The sequence below is a fragment of the Streptomyces sp. NPDC096046 genome (genome assembly GCF_040303285.1).
GTDB lineage: Bacteria > Actinomycetota > Actinomycetes > Streptomycetales > Streptomycetaceae > Streptomyces.
This window is the reverse complement of the sequence record NZ_JBEOSZ010000019.1, coordinates 15,728-36,169: the sequence shown is the minus strand read 5'-3', so window position 1 is coordinate 36,169 and position 20,442 is coordinate 15,728. Positions and strand designations below refer to the sequence as shown.

16 protein-coding genes and 1 pseudogene are annotated in these 20,442 nt (G+C 72.7%); 5 read left to right on the top strand and 12 right to left on the bottom strand.

The genetic code is table 11. The annotated features are described in order from the left end of the window. Positions 1-12: 12 nt before the first annotated feature. Positions 13-1,950 (bottom strand): amylo-alpha-1,6-glucosidase, encoded by a 1,938-nt coding sequence (locus ABTX62_RS18465; RefSeq protein ID WP_352117150.1) that lies wholly within the window; start codon positions 1,948-1,950, stop codon positions 13-15. Next, on the bottom strand, positions 1,947-3,413 hold the full coding sequence (locus tag ABTX62_RS18460; protein WP_352117149.1) for an MGH1-like glycoside hydrolase domain-containing protein: 1,467 nt from the start codon (positions 3,411-3,413) through the stop codon (positions 1,947-1,949). The genes ABTX62_RS18465 and ABTX62_RS18460 overlap by 4 nt, the downstream gene beginning before the upstream one ends. 121 nt (positions 3,414-3,534) lie before the next feature. Between ABTX62_RS18460 and ABTX62_RS18455 the strand changes: the two genes are divergently transcribed. Beyond that, a complete protein-coding gene (locus tag ABTX62_RS18455) occupies positions 3,535-4,737 on the top strand; it encodes an ROK family protein (protein WP_352117148.1) in 1,203 nt (400 codons plus the stop codon). Between the two features lie 407 nt (positions 4,738-5,144). Then, positions 5,145-7,892: a pyruvate, phosphate dikinase gene (gene ppdK / locus ABTX62_RS18450; RefSeq protein WP_502997973.1), complete on the top strand. Its 2,748-nt coding sequence runs from the start codon at positions 5,145-5,147 to the stop codon at positions 7,890-7,892. 259 nt (positions 7,893-8,151) lie between these two features. On the opposite strand, the gene ABTX62_RS18445 is transcribed toward ppdK, so the two are convergent. From ABTX62_RS18445 to ABTX62_RS18430, 4 genes are all read right to left on the bottom strand, one after another. Further along, positions 8,152-8,670, bottom strand: a complete 519-nt coding sequence (locus tag ABTX62_RS18445) for an NUDIX hydrolase (protein ID WP_352117147.1) — start codon at positions 8,668-8,670, stop codon at positions 8,152-8,154. 92 nt (positions 8,671-8,762) lie between these two features. Beyond that, complete coding sequence (locus ABTX62_RS18440) at positions 8,763-9,257, bottom strand: excalibur calcium-binding domain-containing protein (protein WP_352117146.1); 495 nt, start codon at positions 9,255-9,257, stop codon at positions 8,763-8,765. Positions 9,258-9,366: 109 nt separating this feature from the next. Continuing rightward, the gene (locus ABTX62_RS18435; protein WP_352117145.1) at positions 9,367-10,524 is read right to left on the bottom strand and encodes an alkaline phosphatase PhoX; all 1,158 of its coding nucleotides are present in this window, start codon (positions 10,522-10,524) and stop codon (positions 9,367-9,369) included. Positions 10,525-11,035: 511 nt separating this feature from the next. Continuing rightward, positions 11,036-11,464: a peptidase inhibitor family I36 protein gene (locus tag ABTX62_RS18430; protein WP_283970081.1), complete on the bottom strand. Its 429-nt coding sequence runs from the start codon at positions 11,462-11,464 to the stop codon at positions 11,036-11,038. Positions 11,465-11,698: 234 nt separating this feature from the next. On the opposite strand from ABTX62_RS18430, the gene ABTX62_RS18425 reads away from it, so the two are divergent. After that, positions 11,699-13,030: a helix-turn-helix domain-containing protein gene (locus tag ABTX62_RS18425; RefSeq protein ID WP_352117144.1), complete on the top strand. Its 1,332-nt coding sequence runs from the start codon at positions 11,699-11,701 to the stop codon at positions 13,028-13,030. Between the two features lie 213 nt (positions 13,031-13,243). On the opposite strand, the gene nirD is transcribed toward ABTX62_RS18425, so the two are convergent. The 3 genes from nirD to ABTX62_RS18410 are packed head-to-tail and all read right to left on the bottom strand — an operon-like array spanning position 13,244 to position 17,414. Further along, positions 13,244-13,594 carry a nitrite reductase small subunit NirD gene (nirD, locus tag ABTX62_RS18420; RefSeq protein ID WP_352117143.1) on the bottom strand — a complete coding sequence of 117 codons (351 nt, stop codon included), beginning with the start codon at positions 13,592-13,594 and terminating at the stop codon, positions 13,244-13,246. Then, a complete protein-coding gene (gene nirB / locus ABTX62_RS18415) occupies positions 13,591-16,197 on the bottom strand; it encodes a nitrite reductase large subunit NirB (protein WP_352117142.1) in 2,607 nt (868 codons plus the stop codon). The genes nirD and nirB overlap by 4 nt, the downstream gene beginning before the upstream one ends. Beyond that, positions 16,197-17,414, bottom strand: coding sequence for an NAD(P)/FAD-dependent oxidoreductase (locus ABTX62_RS18410; RefSeq protein ID WP_352117141.1), 1,218 nt, complete (start codon positions 17,412-17,414; stop codon positions 16,197-16,199). The genes nirB and ABTX62_RS18410 overlap by 1 nt, the downstream gene beginning before the upstream one ends. Before the next feature lie 172 nt (positions 17,415-17,586). Here ABTX62_RS18410 and ABTX62_RS18405 point away from each other — a divergent pair, with 172 nt between their 5' ends. Next, positions 17,587-18,369 carry a sulfite exporter TauE/SafE family protein gene (locus tag ABTX62_RS18405; RefSeq protein WP_352117140.1) on the top strand — a complete coding sequence of 261 codons (783 nt, stop codon included), beginning with the start codon at positions 17,587-17,589 and terminating at the stop codon, positions 18,367-18,369. Here the strand turns inward: ABTX62_RS18405 and ABTX62_RS18400 are convergent. Further along, positions 18,366-18,644 (bottom strand): annotated as a pseudogene (locus ABTX62_RS18400) (imine reductase family protein); the annotation flags it as partial. The gene ABTX62_RS18405 and the pseudogene ABTX62_RS18400 sit on opposite strands and share 4 nt — an antisense overlap. On the opposite strand from ABTX62_RS18400, the gene ABTX62_RS18395 reads away from it, so the two are divergent. Beyond that, entirely contained in the window at positions 18,610-18,966 is a 357-nt protein-coding gene (locus ABTX62_RS18395; RefSeq protein ID WP_352117217.1) for a winged helix-turn-helix transcriptional regulator, read from the top strand. The pseudogene ABTX62_RS18400 and the gene ABTX62_RS18395 sit on opposite strands and share 35 nt — an antisense overlap. Here ABTX62_RS18395 and ABTX62_RS18390 read toward each other — a convergent pair. Together ABTX62_RS18390 and ABTX62_RS18385 are read right to left on the bottom strand one after the other, a co-directional pair. After that, on the bottom strand, positions 18,904-19,560 hold the full coding sequence (locus ABTX62_RS18390) for a class F sortase (RefSeq protein ID WP_352117139.1): 657 nt from the start codon (positions 19,558-19,560) through the stop codon (positions 18,904-18,906). The two genes, ABTX62_RS18395 and ABTX62_RS18390, sit on opposite strands and share 63 nt — an antisense overlap. Before the next feature lie 132 nt (positions 19,561-19,692). Then, complete coding sequence (locus ABTX62_RS18385) at positions 19,693-20,214, bottom strand: GVDTG sorting domain-containing protein (RefSeq protein WP_352117138.1); 522 nt, start codon at positions 20,212-20,214, stop codon at positions 19,693-19,695. Positions 20,215-20,442 lie beyond the last annotated feature (228 nt).

The window sequence follows — 20,442 nt, the reverse complement described above, 5'->3', positions numbered from 1 at the left end:
CCCCACCGGGCCTCAGACCACGCCGACCGCCGTGAGCAGCGCCAACGGGGCCGACGCCGACCGCGATTCGCGTACGCACGCGTGCGGGTACGGCACCGGCTCCGGGTGCGTGTCGCGGCCGTAGCCCGCGAGGACCTCCGGGAGCCGGTGCCCGGTCGCGCCCGCCGCGTCGACCAGGCCGCGGGCGATCGCGCGTGCCTCGTCGTGCAGTCCGTAGCGGGCCAGGCCCAGTGCGATCAGCGCGTTGTCGTGCGGCCAGACCGAGCCGCGGTGGTAGGAGAGCGGGTGGTAGGCCGGCTGCCCGGCCGCGAGAGTGCGCACGCCCCAGCCGGAGAAGAAGTCCGCTTCGAGGAGCCGCCGGCCGACGAGTTCGCCGTACTCCTTGTCCAGCAGCCCCGACCACAGCAGATGCCCGGCGTCCGAGGCCAGCGCGTCGACCTGACGACCCCGGCCGTCCAGCGCGAGGGCCGGGAAGGAGTGCTCCGGCATCCAGAAGTCCCGCTGGAAACGCTCGCGCAGGTCACCGGCCGCCTGTTCCAGCAGGTGCGCGTAGGTCGTGTCCTGCCACACCGTGCGGGCGAGCCCCGCCGTGCGGCGCAGGGCGTCGTAGGCGTAGCCCTGGGCGCCGGCGGCCGTCACCGGGCCGTGCGGGCGGGTGCCTTCGGCGGAGCAGATGGCACCGGGGGAGTCCTTCCAGTTCTGGTTGGCGAGGCCGCCCTGGTCGGCCCGGTAGACGAGGTAGCCGCGCGAGGTGAGGCCGCCGTGGTCGAGCATCCAGGAGATGGCCGCCCGGGCGTGGGATTCGAGGCGGCGGGCCAGGGCGGTGTCCCCGGTGTGCTCGGTGTAGGCGCCGAGCAGCACGAGGAAGAGCGGAGTGGCGTCGACCGAGCCGTAGTAGCGGCCGTAGGGGACCTGGCCGAAGTGGGCCAGTTCGCCGTGTCGCACCTCGTGCACGATCTTGCCGGGCTGGGCGATGCCGTCGGCACCGGTCCCGGCGGCCTGGGTGGCGGCGAGCGCGGGCAGGGTGGCGGCGGCCGGGCCCGGCCGGTAGGGCAGGGCGAACAGCGAGGTCAGCAGGGCGTCCCGGCCCAGCAGGGTCAGGAACCAGGGGGCGCCGGCCGCCGGGACGCGCAGGTCCTCGCCGTCCGGGCCGGTCGCCGGGACCTGAAGGGCGGCGAGGTCGGCGAGCCCCCGGGTGCAGGCCGCGGCCAGCTCGGGCCAGCCGCTCGGGACCGCCACGTTCCGGACGAACTCACTTTCCCTCAGGCGGAGTTGCTCCTGGGCGGCGGCAGGGGAGCGGGGTACGCGCAGGGCGCGCCGGTCGCCGTGCGGGCGGGCCATGACCCGCAGGGTCAGCTCGGTGGTGCCGTGCGGTTCCAGGTCGAGGGTCCACGCCAGGCGCCGGGCGCCGGTGCCGGTCTCCTCCACGGCGTCCGGCCGGGGGTCGGCCGTCACGGTCGTGACGGAACACCACTCACCGCGCCGGTAGGTGAACTCCACACCGTGGCTGAGCACCTGGCGGGAGCGGACGGCGCCCGCCTTCGTGTAGGTGCGGTGGTCGGAGCGCAGTTCGAACTGGTCGGTGAAGTCGGCGTCGGCGGTGACCGCGAGGTGGACCGTCGTCGGCACCGGGCGGTTGCTGGTGACGCGCAGCGACTCCACGAAAGAGGAGTCTCCGACGGCCTGTTCGCGAAAGAGCGTGTACGCGGGGGGTTCGTCGCGGCCGCCGCGCGGGACGAGCACACAGCGCGCGGTGTCCCCGTCGGCCACCGGTGACAGTGTGTCGGGCACCGCCCCGTCGACGGTGAGCTGCCACCGGCTCAGATGCCGGGCGTCCCGTACGAACATGCCGTCCGGGGCGCTGCCGCCCCGGTAGCCGCTGATGTCGCCGCGGTCGCCGACGGCGGCGAACGTCCGGCCGTGCACGAGCAGATGATGCCGGTCCGTCATTCCCCGTCCCCTCCCTTGGTCGCCGTGAGGCCGTTCCTGCCCCGTGCGGGCCGGTCGTACAGCAGGTCGAGCGTGAGCGCGGCGGTCCAGCCGAAGCCGGTGACGCCGCAGGCCTGTGCCGTGTACGGGTCGACGTACTCCGCGAAACCGGAGGCGCCGGCGGTGTGCAGCATGCCTCTGCGCAGGGCGTCGGCCCGGCCCCGCTCGCCGTGCAGCCGCAGCCCGCGCTCCAGCAGCCAGTTGGTGTTGAACCAGGCCGGGCCGCGCCAGTAGCGGTGCGGGTCGAAGGCCTCGCCGAGCAGGTCGTAGCTCGGGACCATGCGGGTCGTGCCGCCGAGGCCGAAGTGCGGGCCGCAGACCGTGCGGACCAGGGTGGCCACGAGGTCGCGCGGCAGCGCCGGCAGCAGCAGGGGGACCAGCCCGGAGACCCCCCGCCCGGGGATCAGCTCCCCGGCGCGCACGTCCCGGCACAGGAACATCCCCGCCGCCGGCTCCCACAGTCGCTCCGTCAGGGCCGCCGTCAGGCGTTCCGCGCGGGCCTGCCGGGCCGAGCCGGCCACCCCCAGCTCGTGGGCGATGTGGGCCAGGGCGTACTCGGAGGCGATGAGCAGGGCGTTGAACGCCGGGTCCTCCACGGCGAACTCTCCCGCCCGTCTCCCACCGCCGCCCTCAACCGTGGCGCTGCGGGCCGCCCCGCTGATTCCACCGTCGCCGTATCCGCGGTCCCGGTAGTCGGCCGCCAGCCGCACGTACCGCCCGTAGTCCAGATCCGTCGGCCGGTCCTCGGGGGTGCCGTGGCCGAGGTCGGCACGGCGGAAGGAGCGGGCCGGGGCGGGAGTGACCCGGGACAGCGGGCGGTCCCAGCAGGGGCTGTTGTCCATGCCCTGTTCCCAGGGGTGCACCACGGACACCAGTCCGCCTCCGCCGAGGTCGCGCCGGTGCAGGAGGTATCCGTGCCAGGCGGCCAGCCGTGGGTACACCCGGGTGAGGAAGCCGCGCGCCCGGGACAGGCCCGGGTCGGCGAGGTGCACCAGCCACGCGGCCAGCGCGTGCACCGGTGGCTGCACGATCCCGGAGGTCTGTACGGTGCGCGGGGCGCCCGCGGCGCGCCCGGCGGCCGAGGAGCGCCAGAAGTCGGGGCTCGGGAAGTAGGCGTCGTGGGGGACGGAGGGGTTGAAGACGATGTGCGGGACGCGCCCGTCCGCCCACTGGGCCGCCAGCAGCGTCTCCAGTTCCGTCTGGGCCCGTAACGGTGACAGGTGCCGCAGGCCGATCGCGATGAACGCCGAGTCCCACGACCACTGGTGCGGATACAGGCCGCGCGAGGGCACGGTGGACGTGCCCGTCCAGTTGCCCTCCAGGACCTGTGTGGCCCTGGCCTGGAGGGACGGCGGCGCGGCGGCCGGATCGTATGCGATGTCGCGCCCCGCGGGACGCGTGCTGAGCTGGGCGATGCGGTCCACTCGGGGCTCTCCCAAAGACGTACCTCTGGCCGGGATCGGCAGGGGCTACCGTAGGGTTACGTCTATTTAACACGCAAAACCCAATATGTAATGCAGAGTTGGGAAACACAAGGGGGTGCGCATGACGGGACGCGTTCAGGCAAGCGCGGGTGATCTGCTCGAACTGGTGCGCAGTCGCCGCGCCGTGACCCGGGGTGCGCTGCAACAGGTGACCGGACTGTCCCGGGCCACCGTCGGGCAGCGGCTGGACCGGCTCTTCCGCGCGGGCTGGTTGCGCGAGGGCGCCGGCGGGCCGGTGGACTCCCCGCTGGGCGGGCGGCCCTCCATCACCCTGGAGTTCGACGACGAGCACGCGGTGGTCCTCGCCGCGGACCTCGACACCCGGCACGCGCGCGCGGCCGTGCTGTCCCTGAGCGGCGAGATCCTCGCCGAGCACTCCGGCACCCTGGCCGTCGAGGACGGACCCGACGCGGTGCTCGGTGAACTCGGCCGCTGGTGCGCCGAGTTGGTGGAGAAGACCGGGCGCGGGGCCGAGGCGGTCTGCGGGGTCGGGCTGGCGGTGCCCGGCCCGGTCGACACCGAGACCGGCCGTGTCGTCCAGCCGCCGATCATGCCCGGCTGGGACGGCTACGACATAAGGGGCCGGCTGGCCCGGGCGCTCACCGAGCACGCGGGCACCGCCGGGGTGCCCGTACTGGTGGACAACGACGCCAACCTCATGGCGTACGGCGAACAGCGCACCGGTTACCCGGACTGCTCGGCCTTCGTGCTGGTGAAGGTCTCCACCGGCATCGGCGCCGGGGTCGTGGTGGACGGATCGGTGTTCCGGGGCATCGACGGCGGCGCCGGCGACATCGGGCACATCCGGGTGCCGGAGGGCGCCGAGGCGCTGTGCCGGTGCGGTGCGTACGGCTGTCTGGCCGCCGTCGCCAGCGGTGGCGCGGTGGCGCGGCGGCTGGCGGAGGCCGGGGTGCCGGCGGCCTCCGGCTCGGACGTGCGCGATCTGCTGGCGTCCGGGCACCCCGACGCGATCGGACTCGCCCGGGAGGCCGGGCGCCGGGTGGGGGACGTCCTCGCCACCGTCGTGACGCTGCTCAACCCCGGCGTGCTGATGATCGCCGGGGATCTGGCCGGAACTCCCTTCCTGACGGGCGTGCGCGAACTGCTGTACCAGCGGGCCCTGCCCCGCTCCACGGCGCACCTGGACGTCGTGACCGCACGGCTGGGCGAGCGGGCCGCGCTGGTGGGGGCCGGTGCCATGGTCGTGGAGCACCTCTACGCGCCCGAGCGGGTCGAGGAGCGGCTGCGCGCGCTCGGGGTGTGACAACCGGGTTTCGGTCCCTGGGACGCGTCCGCATGGTGAAATTCCGTCGGCTGTGGCAGCGTGATTCTCGCCACCCCTGATAAGGGTTGCGCTCAGATGAGCGGATCATGGGCGACTGCACTTCTCCAAGGGGTGGCACTGAGTGCCACCGTTTGATCGTTCATCGAGCGAAATCAAACGGGCGGAAACCCTGCTCATATGAGCGTTCGGCGAGGGTCGAGGAGGGTATTGCGTTCAAGAAGTGAAAACATATGCCCGTGATCGCTTGCCGAGCTTTGACTTTCGATCCGCTGGCGGACGAGTGGTTACAGGCACATGACGCGCGCATGGACGTACCCAGACGCCTTTGATCTGGGTATGTTCCTCGCCGTCAGGGCAGCCACCGCGTCCTCGAGGAGTCGAGACCCGTGTCGGAAAACAAAGATCCCCACGTAGCTGAGCACGGCACCAGCGTTGAGGGCGTGAAGTTCGTCTACGACTTCACCGAGGGCAACAAGGACCTCAAGGACCTCCTCGGCGGCAAGGGTGCGAACCTCGCGGAGATGACGAACCTGGGCCTTCCGGTCCCTCCCGGCTTCACGATCACCACCGAGGCCTGCAAGGTCTACCTGGACAGCGGCGAGGAGCCGGCGGCACTGCGTGACGAGGTGAGTGCACACCTCGACGCGCTCGAGGCCCGCATGGGCAAGAAGCTCGGCCAGGCCGACGACCCGCTGCTGGTGTCGGTGCGCTCGGGTGCCAAGTTCTCCATGCCCGGCATGATGGACACCGTCCTCAACATCGGCCTCTCCGACAAGTCGGTGCAGGGCCTGGCCAAGCAGGCCGGCGACGACCGCTTCGCGTGGGACTCCTACCGCCGCCTCATCCAGATGTTCGGCAAGACCGTCCTGGGCGTCGACGGCGAGCTGTTCGAGGACGCGCTGGAGGCGGCCAAGGCGGCCAAGAAGGTCACGGTCGACACCGAGCTGGAGGCCGCCGACCTCAAGAAGCTCGTCACCAAGTTCAAGAAGATCGTCAAGACCGAGGCCGGCCGGGACTTCCCGCAGGACCCGCGCGAGCAGATGGACCTCGCCATCCACGCCGTCTTCGACTCCTGGAACACCGACCGGGCCAAGCTCTACCGCCGCCAGGAGCGCATCCCGCACGACCTGGGCACGGCCGTCAACGTCTGCTCCATGGTCTTCGGCAACCTCGGCCCCGATTCCGGCACCGGCGTCGCCTTCACCCGCGACCCCGCCTCCGGCCACCAGGGCGTCTACGGCGACTACCTCCAGAACGCGCAGGGCGAGGACGTCGTCGCGGGCATCCGCAACACCGTGCCGCTCGCCGAGCTGGAGTCGATCGACAAGAACTCGTACGACCAGCTGATGCAGATCATGGAGACGCTGGAGAACCACTACAAGGATCTCTGCGACATCGAGTTCACCATCGAGCGCGGTGTGCTGTGGATGCTCCAGACCCGCGTCGGCAAGCGCACCGCGGGCGCGGCCTTCCGCATCGCGACGCAGCTGGTGGACCAGGGCCTGATCGACGAGGCCGAGGCGCTCACCCGCGTCAACGGCGCCCAGCTCGCCCAGCTGATGTTCCCGCGCTTCGACGAGGACGCGAAGGTCCAGCAGGTCGGCCGGGGCATCGCCGCCTCCCCGGGCGCGGCCGTCGGCAAGGCCGTCTTCGACTCCTACACGGCCGTGAAGTGGTCCCGCTCGGGCGAGAAGGTCATCCTGATCCGCCGCGAGACCAACCCCGACGACCTCGACGGCATGATCGCCGCCGAGGGCATCCTGACCTCCCGCGGCGGCAAGACCTCCCACGCGGCCGTCGTGGCCCGCGGCATGGGCAAGACCTGTGTCTGCGGTGCCGAGGAGCTGGAGGTCGACACCAAGCGCCGCCGGATGACCGTGCCGGGCGGGCACGTCGTCGAGGAGGGCGACGTCGTCTCCATCGACGGCTCCTCGGGCAAGGTCTACCTCGGCGAGGTCCCGGTCGTGCCCTCCCCGGTCGTGGAGTACTTCGAGGGCCGGATGCACCCCGGTGCCGACGACGCCGACGAGCTGGTCGAGGCCGTCCACCGGATGATGGCCTTCGCCGACCGCAAGCGCCGCCTGCGCGTGCGCGCCAACGCCGACAACGCCGAGGACGCGCTGCGCGCCCGCCGCTTCGGCGCCCAGGGCATCGGCCTGTGCCGCACCGAGCACATGTTCCTCGGCGATCGGCGCGAGCTGGTGGAGCGGCTGATCCTGGCCGACACGGACGCCGAGCGCGAGGAGTCCCTCAAGCAGCTGCTCCCGCTCCAGAAGCAGGACTTCGTCCAGCTGTTCGAGTCGATGGACGGCCTGCCGGTCACCGTTCGCCTCCTGGACCCGCCGCTGCACGAGTTCCTGCCCGACATCACCGAGCTGTCCGTCCGCGTCGCGCTCGCCGAGTCCCGCCAGGAGCCGCACGAGAACGAGCTGCGCCTGCTCCAGGCGGTCCACCGCCTGCACGAGCAGAACCCGATGCTGGGTCTGCGCGGTGTCCGTCTCGGTCTGGTCATCCCCGGCCTGTTCACCATGCAGGTGCGGGCCATCGCGGAGGCGGCGGCCGAGCGCAAGGCCGCCAAGGGCGACCCGCGCGCCGAGATCATGATCCCGCTCGTCGGCACGGTCCAGGAGCTGGAGATCGTGCGCGAGGAGGCCGACCAGGTCATCGCGGAGGTCGAGGCGGCCTCGGGCGCCCAGCTGAAGCTGTCCATCGGCACGATGATCGAGCTGCCGCGCGCCGCGCTGACCGCCGGCCAGATCGCCGAGGCCGCGCAGTTCTTCTCCTTCGGCACGAACGACCTGACCCAGACGGTGTGGGGCTTCTCCCGGGACGACGTGGAGGCGAGCTTCTTCACCGCCTACCTGGAGAAGGGCATCTTCGGTGTCTCCCCGTTCGAGACGATCGACAAGGACGGGGTCGGCTCCCTCGTGAAGCTGGCCGCCAAGGCCGGCCGCGAGACCCGCCCCGACCTCAAGCTCGGCGTCTGCGGCGAGCACGGCGGCGACCCCGAGTCGGTCCACTTCTTCCACGAGGTCGGACTCGACTACGTCTCCTGCTCCCCGTTCCGCATCCCGGTCGCCCGACTGGAAGCGGGCCGGGCGGCGGTCCAGTCCCAGGGCAGCGACCACCGGTAGGTCCTGCCGTCCGGGTCGGCCCGGCTGTGCGGCTCGGCTCCCTTTCAGCCGACCCGGTCCCGCGACGCCGGGACGATCCACACGACAGGGCCGGCCCGGGCCGGAGAACCCGGAGCCGTCGACGGTCCCCGACCCTCACCGATCGCGGCGGCTCCGGCGCACGAAGAAGAGCGGGGCGCACCTTGTGCGGAGGTGCCGCCCCGCTCTCGCGCGTTCCGTCCAGGGCCTGGGGAACGCCTGAGGAATGCCTGAGGAACGCTTACCGCGGCAGGCCGTCGCGCAGGCATACGACGGTGCCGGTCCGGGCCGCGGTCAGCAGGGCGCCGAGGGTCGGCAGCCGGGTCGCCAGCGGGGTGGCTTCCAGGTCGGCGAGGGCGAAGAGGCCGTGCTGGTCGTGCTCCGGGCTGCGCTGGACGGGCTGCCCGGCCGGGAGCCGGCCGCCGTGGAAGTAGAAGTCGAGCACCGGCCCGGTGCCCAGCACATCGGCCCGGTGGTCGTACCCGATGAACCGCAGGTCCCCCCGGAGGGCGATGCCGGTCTCCTCGTGCAGCTCCCGGCGCGCGGCACCGACGGGGTCCTCGCCGGGGTCGAGCATGCCGCCCGGCAGTCCCCAGAGCCCCGCCGCGGGCTGGCCCCCGGCGTAGCGCAGCAGCAGGATCCGGTCCTCGGCGTCGAGCAGCAGGACACAGGAGGCGACGATGGTCTGCGGCAGTGTCCTGACCCACTCGGCACGGGGCAGCACACGCGGCGCGTTCGGGGCGGGCACGGTCGTGTCCACGGTGGTGTTCCTTCCGTCGGCCGGGCAGCCCGGAGCGAGCTGCCCGAACGGTGGAACGGCCGGACACGCCGATGGTCACCGGCGCATCGGGCTCAGGTGTCGCACGCGACCCCGTCACCGTCCCGGTCCAGACGGGAGGCGTACCCGGGCTCACCCCGGTAGATGGGGGCGGCGCCCGCGGCGCGCACGGCGCTGCAGTTGGCGTAGTAGACGTCCCCGCCGCCCTCCGAGCCGCTGTCGTCGGCCCCGCCGCCCGCTGCCGGCTGCGCGGTGACCGTGGTGGTGACCTTGACGGTCTTCGTGGCGGTGACGGTGGGAGCGGGCTCAGGCTCCTTCGCGGGCGGCGTCGCGGTGGTGGTCGCCGTCGCGGTGACGGTGACGGTCGGCCGTGGCTCGGCGGACGCGGGCTTCGCGTCGTTCGCGGTCTCCCCGCCGCTCGCGCCCATGCCGATGCCGATGAACAGGGCCAGCCCGAGCGCGGGCAGCGCGTAGCGCTTCCTGGCCCAGCGGGGCGCCGGTCCGCCGGGCCGCTGCGGGGGCGGTGCGGGGTACGGGGTGGTGTGCGGGCCGGTGTGCGGATTGCTCATGGTCATCCCCCCAGGGCTGATACGTGAGGGGATGACCGTAGAGCCGGGCGGCCCCGCGTGCGGGAGAGGTGACCAATCTGTGATGCTGGTGTGAAGCCCGATCGGGTGGCTACGAGCGGAACGGCCCCGTCACCTCGTACGTGATGCCGCCCGAGGACGAACCGCTCGTGCCTCGCTGGCTGGAGAAATACAGGCGGGTGCCGTCCGGGGAGAAGGCCGGGCCCGTGATCTCCGAGCCGGACTGGCCATCGACGCGCAGGAAGGGGGCGACCACGTCGGCGGGGGTGATGACACAGATCTCCATGGTGCCGCCGTCCTCGGCGACGAAGAGGTCGCCGGAGGCGGAGCCGGTGACGTTGTCGACGCCCGTGAGCGGAGCCGTGCCGCTCGTCACCAGGGAGTCGTCGTAGGCGAGTTCGACGGTCTGGGCGGCGGCGTTGTACTGCCAGACGCGGTTGTCGCCCTTGGTGGTGAACCAGCAGGTGTCGTTCGCGTAGTAGCAGCCCTCACCGCCGTTGAAGCGCTTGGCGCCGGAGACCTGGCGGCGGGTGGCGGTCGCGCCGGAGGGGTCGGGGACGCGGGCCCAGGTGACCGGGCCGCTGGTGCCGCTGCCGGCCACAAGGACCTCCAGCGTGCCGGAGGACAGGTCGCCCCAGGTCGTCGGGCGGAAGCGGTAGAAGCAGCCGTCGGTGACGTCCTCGGTCAGGTAGACGACCTGGCGGACCGGGTCGGCCGCCGCCGCCTCGTGCTTGAAGCGGCCCATGGCGTCGCGGCGCACCGCCGCCTTCGCGCCCCAGGGGTCCGTCTCGTAGACGTAGCCCCGGTCCACCTCCTCGCAGGACAGCCAGGTGTTCCACGGCGTCTTGCCGCCGGCGCAGTTCTGCCGCGTGTTGGACAGGATGCGGTACGCGCCGGTGATCGTGCCGGTCGAGGAGAACCGCACCGCGCTCGCGCCGCCCGAGGGGTTGATCTCGGAGTTGGAGACGTAGATCCAGCCCGTGCCGTCGGCGTAGCAGGCGCCGCCGTCCGGGGCGTTGTGCCAGGTGTACGACGTGCTGCCGACCGGTCGGCCGGACCGGGCGATGACCCGGCTCGTGAAGCCGCCGGGGAGTCTGATGCCGTTGGCGTCCGGGGAACCCGGCGGGCCGTAGGGGCCGGTGCCGGGCTGGGCCGGGGCCGCGTACGCGGCCCCGCGCCACAGGGTTCCGCCCAGAGCGGCCGACGTGCCGCCGAGGACGGCCGCACGCAGGAGGCTACGACGTTCCACTCTCACTCCAAGAGGTGCCGTACCGCCCCGCCGCCGGTCGACGGCAGGGTCGTGCGTGGGGGAGGCGGAAAGGACGCTAAGGGGACTGGATTGACGGGGCATGGACAATTCATGGCCGGGGGGCGGCATGCTGTGTGCTGCCTGTGCCGCCTGTGCTGCCTGTGCCGCCTGTGTCGCCTGTGCCGCCTGTGCCGTCCATCCTCCATGGCCCGTCACCGCCCCGCGGGCAGCGCCGGAACCCCCGTCTCGGCTTCCTCGGACGGTCCCCGCCCGGCCCGCGCGGGCCCGCTGCTCCTCCGTCATGCCCGGGCCCTCGTCGGTGACGTGCGGATCGACCCGGCCGGGGGCGGCTGTCGCGCAACGCCGGCAGCCGCAGCTCGATCGTGACGGTGCTGTCCGACGGGGACGCCCGCGAGGCGTTGGAGAGCAGGTGGACGCCCGGCCGGACATGCCGCGGTGGCGTGCGCACCCGAGCGGGTGTGCACGCCACCGCGTTCGTGCGGGGGCCGGGTCAGCCGCAGCTGCCCGAGATCCACCGGTGGGAGCGGACCTTGTACGTACCGGCCAGGTTGCCGCCGTGCTGCTGGCGGGTGCAGCCGACGCGGTCGGAGTAGTCGGCGCCCCGGTAGTACGCGACACCGCTGGAGCTGCTGGTGCCGGCGTTCCACACGGACTTCACGTTGGTCGTGGCGGCCCAGGAGCACCTGATGGCACCGTTCCGCCAGTCGGGGTCGGCCACATCCCACGCGCACTTGCTGCCGGTGAAGTTGGCGCCGGTCCAGAAACAGACGTGCCCGGACGCGCAGTCCACCGCGGCGGGCGCGGCCGGGGCCGCCGACGCGGAGCTCGGCACGGCCAGGGCGGTGACGGCGGCGGCGCTGACGGTGAGAACCGCGAGCAGCGAGTTCGTACGAGAGTTCCGGCGTACGGAAAGGCGCATGGGCTTGGTCTCCTCGGAGGTCGTGGGGACGGTGAAGCGGACGGCCCGACGCTGGCAAGGCACGACCGGGCCGGGCAAGGACGAAAGGGCCTGCTGGGATGCCGGGACGGCGTCGGGGCGCCCGCCTGGCGCGTTCCGACACCGTTGGGACGGCCATGGGACGCCTTTGGTGGCACAGTGTCGGCACAAGACGCCCGACCAGCGTTCTGTTGGGGATTCCGAGGGGGAGAGGCCTTGTCCGCGTGCCCAGAAACGGAGCGGTTCGCCGCGCTCCTGCGTTCGCTGAAGAGCCGGTCCGGGCTGAGCTACGAGGCCCTCGCCAGGAAGTCCGGGCTGGCCGGTTCGACGTTGCACCGCTACTGCCGGGGCACGTCGGTGCCGCAGGACTACGGGAGCGCGCACCGGCTGGCCACGGTCTGCGGCGCGACTCCGGAAGAACTGCGCACCCTGCACCGCCTGTGGGCGCTGGCGGACGCGGCGCGGGCGGCAGCGGCCGGTGCGGGGGAAGCCGAGGAACACACACCGGACGACGAAACGGCGGAGCCGATCGAAGACACGAATCCGGCCGCGAGTCCGGCCGCCGACCCGGCCGGGAATCCGGCGCCCGACCCGGCCGGGAATCCGGGCCCGAACCGGGCGGGGGAGCCAGGCCGGGACCGGGCGGGGAATCCGGCGCCCGACCCGGCCGGGAATCCGGGCCCGAACCGGGCGGGGGAGCCAGGCCGGGACCGGGCGGGGGAGCCGGGTGCGGACCGGGCGGGGGAGCCGGGCCGGGACCGGGCAGGGGAGCCGGGTGCGGACCCGGTCGGGGAGTCGGACGCCGCGCCGCGCCCCCGCCCCGCCGGATGGTCACGCCGACGCCGGCTGCGCACCTCCGTCGTCACGGCCGCGCTCATCGCCGCCGTCAGCGTCTGCGCCTGGGCGCTGTCGAACGGCCGGGCACCCGTCGGCGGCGGGCGGGGCACCGGCGATGACCGGCCGTTGTTCTCGGTCAACTGCCCGCCCGTGATCGCGATGGGTGAGCACGACGGGTGCGTGCGCGAGGTGCAGCGCCTGCTGCACGCCAAGGGCGCGGACATCGGCGTGGACGGGAACTTCGGGCCGCAGACCCTGCGCCGCGTCACCGCCTTCCAGGTGCTCGCCGGACTCCAGCCCAACGGAGTCGTCGGGGAGCCGACGAAGAAGGCGCTGTACACCTCGCGCGTCCGGATGGACGTGTGGTCGCCGCGGAAGGTACGGCAACGGGTCCGGGAGGTGTTCCCCGAGGTGCCGGACAAGGCGGTGGCCATCGCCGACTGCCAGTCCTTCCTCGACCCGCTGCACATCCTCCCCAACACCAACGGCACCCGGAACTGGGGAGTGTTCCAGATCTCCGACGCCCGGCTGCGCGAGCTGGGCGGCACACCGCGCGAGGCGCTGGACCCGGAGTGGAACATCCAGGCGGCCCGGAAGCTGTGGAGCCGTGACCGCGACTTCGGTGACTGGCCGCACTGCGAACGCGCCGCCGACGCGCCCCGCTCCCCGACGCCCCGGCACTCACCCGCGACGACTCGGCCGCCGCGCTGAGCTCGACGACATGGACACCTCCTGTGCGCGCCGACATGGTCCCCGCGCTGAAGGCGCCGACATGGTCACCGCGGAAGGCGAATACACGGTTACCGTGCTGAGGCGACGACCGGCCTCCGCGTTGAACGCCGTCTCCCGAGTTCCGCCCGGCGCACGGCGAAACACCCCTCCGGAGAGGGGTGTTCGCACGCCGGTTTCTCAGGCCCGGTCTCCCTACGCCGCGCGCACCTCGTAGGCCGTCACCCGTACCGTCTCGTCGTCCAGGCACTGGCCGGACATCAGGTCGAAGCGCTGCTTCAGGAGGGGGGAGGCCACGAAGGGGCGGCCCTGGTGGGTGCCGGTCAGGCCGCGGGAGAGGACCGCCGCGCCGGTGAACGGGTCGCGGTTGTCGACGCCGAACAGCTCACCGGAGCGGTCCCGGAAGATCGCCGCCTGCCGGCCGTCCGGCAGCAGTGCCGCCACCCCGCGGCCCGGGAGCAGCATGCTCAGGTCGCAGACCGCGAACCAGTCGCCGTCCAGAGCGAGTTCGACCTTCAGATCAGTGGTCTCGGGTGCCAGGGTCATCGCTGGGCGCTTCCTTCCAGTACGTCAGCGGCGGGTCGCATGCCGATGGACAGCAGCGGCAGGTCGGGCTTCATCTGGTCGCGCTCGGGCACGAAGGCGACGACCGGGTCCGGGGTGTCCGGGGCGTTCACGAAGGACACGAACCGGGCGAGCTTCTCGGGGTCGTTGACGGTCTCGGCCCACTCGTCGCGGTAGTGCGCGACATGCGCCCGCATGAGCTGCTCCAGCTCGTCGCAGATGCCGAGCGAGTCGTGCACGACGACGTCCCGCACGTGGTCCAGGCCGCCGGGGATCCGCTCCAGCCAGGTCGAGGTGCGCTCCAGGCGGTCGGCCGTGCGGATGTAGAACATCAGGAACCGGTCGATCAGCCGCACGAGTTCGGCGTCCGACAGATCCTGCGCGAGCAGATCCGCGTGACGGGGGGTCGCGCCGCCGTTGCCGCCGACGTAGAGGTTCCAGCCGCTCGCGGTGGCGATGACGCCGAAGTCCTTCGACTGGGCCTCGGCGCACTCGCGCTGGCAGCCGGAGACCGCCGACTTCAGCTTGTGCGGGGAACGCAGGCCCCGGTAGCGCAGCTCCAGGTCGATCGCCATCCGGACGGAGTCCTGGACACCGTAGCGGCACCAGGTCTGCCCGACGCAGGACTTCACCGTGCGCAGCGACTTGCCGTAGGCGTGGCCGGACTCGAAACCGGCGTCCACCAGCCGGGCCCAGATCAGCGGCAGCTGCTCGACGCGGGCGCCGAACATATCGATCCGCTGGCCGCCGGTGATCTTGGTGTAGAGGCCGAAGTCGCGGGCGATCTCGCCGATCACGATGAGCTTCTCCGGGGCGATCTCGCCGCCGGGGATGCGCGGCACGACCGAGTAGGAACCGTTCTTCTGCAGGTTGGCCAGGAAGTGGTCGTTGGTGTCCTGCAGCGCCGCCTGCTCGCCGTCCAGGACATAGCCGCTCGCGCCGATCGCAGGGGCGAGGGAGGCGATGATCGAGCCGACGGTGGGCTTGCAGACCTCGCAGCCGTCACCGCCCCGGGCCTGCTCACGGCCGTAGCGGTCCAGCAGGTCCTGGTAGGAGTTGATGCGCAGGGCGAGAACGATCTCGTACAGCTCCTCACGGGTCTGCGAGAAGCAGCCGCACAGGCCCTTGTCGACCTCGACGCCGCTCGCCTCCAGCTCGGCGTTGACGAGCTGGCCGAGGACCTTGACGCAGGAGCCGCAGCCGGTGCCGGCCTTGGTGCACTTCTTCACCTCGGGCACGGTCGTGCACCGGTGGTCGGTGACCGCGCCGCGGATCGCGCCCTTGGAGACGTTGTGGCAGGAGCAGATGATCGCGTCGTCCGGCAGGGCGGAGGGACCGAGCCGGACGGACTCCCCGGCGCCGGCCGGCAGCACGAGCGACTCGGGCGCGACCGGCGGGACCGAGCCCGTGAACGCCTTCAGCGTGCCGTACGCCTCCGCGTCACCGACGAGGATGCCGCCCAGCAGCGTGCCGTCACGGCCGATGACCAGCTTCTTGTACAGGCCCGCGCGGGAGTCGGAGTAGACGACGTCCAGGCAGTCCTCGGCGGTGCCGTGCGCGTCACCGAAGGACGCCACGTCCACGCCGAGCAGCTTCAGCTTGGTGGAGAGGTCGGCGCCGGTGAAGGACGCCTCGTCCGAGGCGATCGTGGCCGCCGCCGTCTCGGCCTGCTCATAGCCGGGGGCGACCAGGCCGTACACCCGGCCGTCCGCCGCCAGCGCGCACTCGCCGATCGCGAAGACGTGCGGGTCGGAGACCGTACGGCACTGCTCGTCGACCGTGATGCCGCCGCGCTCGCCGACCGTCAGACCGCAGTCCCGGGCCAGCTGGTCGCGGGGGCGCACACCGGCGGAGAACACCACCAGGTCGGTGGCGAGTTCGGAACCGTCGGACAGCTTCATGCCGGTGACCGAGCCGTCCTCACCGACCACCACCTCCTGTGTGCCCACACCCGTGTGGACGCTCAGGCCCATCTCCTCGATGGTGCGCAGCAGCGCGGCACCGCCGCCGTCGTCCACCTGGACGGGCATCAGCCGGGGCGCGAACTCCACGATGTGCGAGGTGAGTCCGAGACCCTTGAGGGCGCCGGCCGCCTCCAGGCCGAGCAGACCGCCACCGACCACGGCACCCACCCGGGCCTTCTTCGCGTACTCCTCGATCGCGAGCAGGTCCTCGATCGTGCGGTAGACGAAACAGCCCTCGGCGTCCTTGCCCGGGACCGGCGGCACGAAGGGGTACGAGCCGGTGGCCAGGACCAGCACGTCGTAGTCGACGACGAGACCGGAGCGGGCGGTGACCCGGCGGGCCTCCCGGTCGACGCTGTCCGCCGGGTCGCCCACGTGCAGTTCGATGCCGTGGTCCTTGATGAACTCCATGTCCGTCATGGACAGGTCCTCGGGCGTCCGGCCCGAGAAGTACGACGTCAGCTGGACGCGGTCGTAGGCAGGGCGCGGCTCCTCGCAGAGCACGACCACGCGGTGCGTGGCGGTCAGGCCGCGCTCGGCCAGCGCTTCGAGGAAGCGCTGGCCGACCATGCCGTGGCCGACGAGCACGATCGTGGGGTTCGCCCCCAGGGTGGCCGTCATCAGGAGCCTCCATCGTTGGTGAGCAGGTGGAGCAGCGGACCGCCGTCGGAGGGGAGCGGCTCTGCTCCCTCCCAGGCGCGGGCGAGCGCGCCGACGGTGCCGAGTTCGCCGACGAGGACCCCGCCGACCAGACGGTCGTCGCGGACGACGACCTTGCGGTAGGTGCCGCGGGTGGCGTCGGCGAGCTGGACGACGTCGTCGCCCGGGAGCGCCTCTGTCTCGCCGAACGCGGCGAGGTCGAAGGGACCGTCGTGCCCCGTGAGCGTGAGCCGCGTCAGTGACCGGGTGCCGGTGTACCGGGCGGTCGTGTCACCGGCCAGCAGCGCGGCGAGCGCGTCGGCCTGTTCGAGCGCGGGAGTGGCGAGTCCGTAGAGCACGCCGGCGTGCTGGGCACAGTCGCCGACGGCGTGGATGTACGGGTCGGAGGTGCGCAGCTCGTCGTCGACGACCACGCCCTTGCGGACGTCGAGTCCCGCGGCCTGCGCGAGACCGGCCCGGGGGCGGACACCGCAGGCGACGACCACCAGATCGGCGTCGAGCGCGTAGCCGTCGGCCATCTCCACGGAGCGGACCGCGCCGCCCACGCAGCGCACGTCCCGCACGCGGCACTCGGTGTGCACCTCGACGCCGAGGTCGGTCAGGTGCCGTTTGACGAGCTTCGACGCGGACGGGTCGAGCTGGCGCTCCATCAGTCGTTCGGACTGCTGGGCGAGCACCACCTGGGCGCCGCGCAGTGCGAGCGCCCGGGCCGCGGAGACCCCGAGGAGCCCGCCGCCGACCACGACGGCCCTGGCCCCCGGCCGGACCGCCTTCGACAGGCCCAGGCAGTCGTCCATGGTGCGGAACGCGTGGACGCCCTCGGGCAGTTCGTGATGCTCGGTGAACAGCCCGCGCAGCGGCGGCAGTACGGGGTTGGAGCCGGTCGCGAGAACGAGCCGGTCGTATCCGATCACCGTCCCGTCGGCGCAGGTGACGGTCCGCTGTCCGCGGTCGACACCGACGACCCGGCCGCGCATGATCCGGGCCGGTGCCGGGAGGGCGATCACCTCGGGGCTGTACCGTCCGGCCAGCACCTCGGCGAGCAGTACCCGGTTGTAGGGCCGGTGCTCCTCCTCGCCGATCAGCAGCGCGGGCGTGCCGAGCTCGCCGAGCCGCCGGGCGAGCCGTACGCCCGCGAGGCCGGTGCCGATCACCACCACACGCTCATTCGAGGTCATGTCCTCGACCTTGCGGTGCCGGTGTTACCCGGCAGCATCACCTCTGTTTCCCGCGGGGAACGCTGCCCTCAGCGGGGCGGGGCGGTGGGTGTGAGGGTTCCTGAAGTGCGGTGACGACGGACTGTGAGGTGCGTCGTACCGGCGTCGCGACGGCCCGCGTAGGGTCATGATCATGCCCGACATATCGCTGACCGTGATCGTCCTGCTCTGCGTCGCGGCCCTCGCCGCCGGCTGGATCGACGCCGTGGTCGGCGGGGGCGGCCTCCTGCTGCTGCCGGTGCTGCTGCTCGGACTGCCGGCGAACACACCCGCCGCGCACGCGCTGGGCACCAACAAGGCCGTCGCCATCGTCGGCACCACGGGCGCGGCCGTGACCTACGCCCGCAAGGCGCCCGTGGACGTCCGCACCGCCGTCCGCATCGGGCTGGCCGCCCTCGCCGGATCCTCCGCCGGGGCGTTCTTCGCGGCCGGCATGAGCACCGACGTCCTCAAGCCGGTGATCATGGTGGTGCTGCTCGGGGTCGCCGCCTTCGTGATCCTGCGGCCCGCCTTCGGCACGGCCCCCGCGACCGGACCGGCCACCCGCCGCCGGATCCTCGCCGCGATCGGCCTCGCCGGCCTCGGCATCGGCTTCTACGACGGTCTGATCGGCCCCGGCACCGGCACCTTCCTGGTCCTCGCGCTCACCGCCGTTCTCCACCTCGACCTCGTCACCGCCTCCGCCACCGCGAAGGTCGTCAACTGCTGCACCAACGCCGGTGCGCTGGCCACCTTCGCCTGGCAGGGCGCGGTCCTGTGGCGACTGGCCGCCCTGATGGCCCTCTTCAACCTCGCGGGCGGCACCCTCGGCGCCCACACCGCCCTGAAGCGGGGCAGCGGCTTCGTCCGGATCGTGCTGCTGACGGTCGTCTTCGCCCTGGTGGCGAACCTGGCCTACGAGCAGTGGCTGGCCTAGGCCCTTCGCAGGTCCAGCAGTTCGACCAGGCCCGTCCCGTCCTCGTCCCCGTGCCCCTGCGCGAGCCGCCGCTCCATCAGCTTCGTGTACGGCGTCAGCAGCTCCGGGCTGACCCGCTGCTCCTCGGCCGTGCGCAGCAGGGTGGTGTTGCCCGCGACCTGCATCGCCAGGCTGGAGACGACATCGCGGGTGTAGTCGCCGTTCTGGATCCGATCGGCGCTCTGGTGCACGGCCGGGGCCATCGCCGTCGGCCAGTCCACCAGCAGCGGTGCGAAGTCTTGGAAGGTGCTGATCCTCTGGGCGCTGAACGAGCGGCCGTGCCGCTTCGGGGAGCTGCGCCGCGAGCTGCCGGGCGTCACCGAGAAGGTGCTCGCCGCGCACCTGCGGGAGATGGAGGCCGACGGCCTGGTGCACCGCGAGGCGTACGACGAGGTGCCGCCCCGCGTGGAGTACTCGCTGACGCCGAGGGGCGTGTCCCTGAACGAGGCGCTGGAGCCGCTGGGGGCCTGGGGGAGGGCCAACGTCCTGGGAGCCTCACCGGCTGCCGGTCAGGTGCGCGAAGACGACGACGTTCCCCTGGTACCCGGTGCCGCGTGACCAGCCGCCGCCGCAGGTGATGACCCGCAACTCGGGCCGGGAGGCGGCGCCGTAGACCTTCTCGTCGGGGAAGTCCCTCGCGGCGTACACCTCGACGGCGTCCACGGTGAACACCGCGACGCCGCCGTCCCGCCGGTCCACCTCGATCGTGCTGCCCTTGGCCAGGGCGCCGAGGTGGTAGAAGACGGCGGGCCCGTCGGCGGTGTCGACGTGGCCGGCGACGATCGCGGTGCCCCGCTCGCCGGGGGTGGTGCCGGCTTCGTACCAGCCGGCGAGGTTCTCGTCCGCGGCGGGCGGTACGTCGAGATTGCCGGTCCTCGTCAGGCCGAGTCCGGTCAGCGGCGCGTTCACCCGGATCGCCGGGATGCGGATGCGGTCGGGCGGCGAGGGCGGCAGCGCGGGCGCGGCGGGCCGCTCACCGGCCCGGCCGTCCAGCCCGGCCCGGGCCTGCGCGGCGGACGGCTGCGGCGGGGCGTGCGTCCCGGCCCCGTCGCGCAGCAGCCACGCCCCCGAGCACAGGGCGAACACCGTCACGGCCGCCATGGCGGCGTCGGCCGGGCCGCCGAACCTGATGCCGTGCGGGAACCTGCGCATACCCCACCCCTTTCCTGATCTCCCTCGGTGGTCCGGGAGCCCCACCCCGTGCCCCCTCCGGGCCGCGAGGGGCGTCGGACCCGGAGGGGGAGGGGACATGCGGCACCGGCGACGGACAGCGGAGGGTGTCCGTCAGATCCCGTCGCCTCTCGCCCGGCGATGCAGGAGCCAGGTACCGCCCGCGGCGGCGACGGCGAGAGCCGCCACACCGGCCGCGGTCTGCACGGGGTCGGGTCCCAAGGCGCCGCCGACCCCCGTCTTCACACTCCCCCGGGGATGCACCTGACCGCGCACCGACGTCAGCGTGACCACCAGGTCCCCGGTGATCCTCCGACCGCTGCGAGAGCAGGTCGCGGTGATCTCGTACGTGCCCGGCTGCGCACTCGGCGGCACCCTGAACCGCCCGGTCGCGTCCCGCCCGTGCGCGTCCGGTGCCAGGATGAGGGAACCGGCCCCGACCGCGCGGGCGTCGCCCGTCGCCGGGCCGCCGTCGCCGCAGGCCGCCGTGCGCACCGTGACCTGACCGCCGGGCACGACCGAGGCCGGGGACACCTCCAGGCCATCGGCGGACGCGCCGTGCGCGGGGGCCGCGGCGAGAGCCGCGGCGGCGACGGCGAACGCGGTGGCGGTCAACGGCCGGGCGGTACGTCGCATCGGTGCTCCCCTTCGAGGCGGTTCGGTGGTGCGCCTGCCCTACCGAGGTAACGGGCAGCGACACGGCCGCGCTTGCTGAGGAAGCGTCAGAATTGGGATGAATGGGTGTCAGGGGATGTGGCGCCGGTCCATGCTCCCGCCCGTTTCGGCAGGTCACGGGCGTTCGGCGGGTGGGGTTGCGGAAAAGCGCGGGGAGCGCGTGTGAACGGGTGACCCGGATGTGCGCAT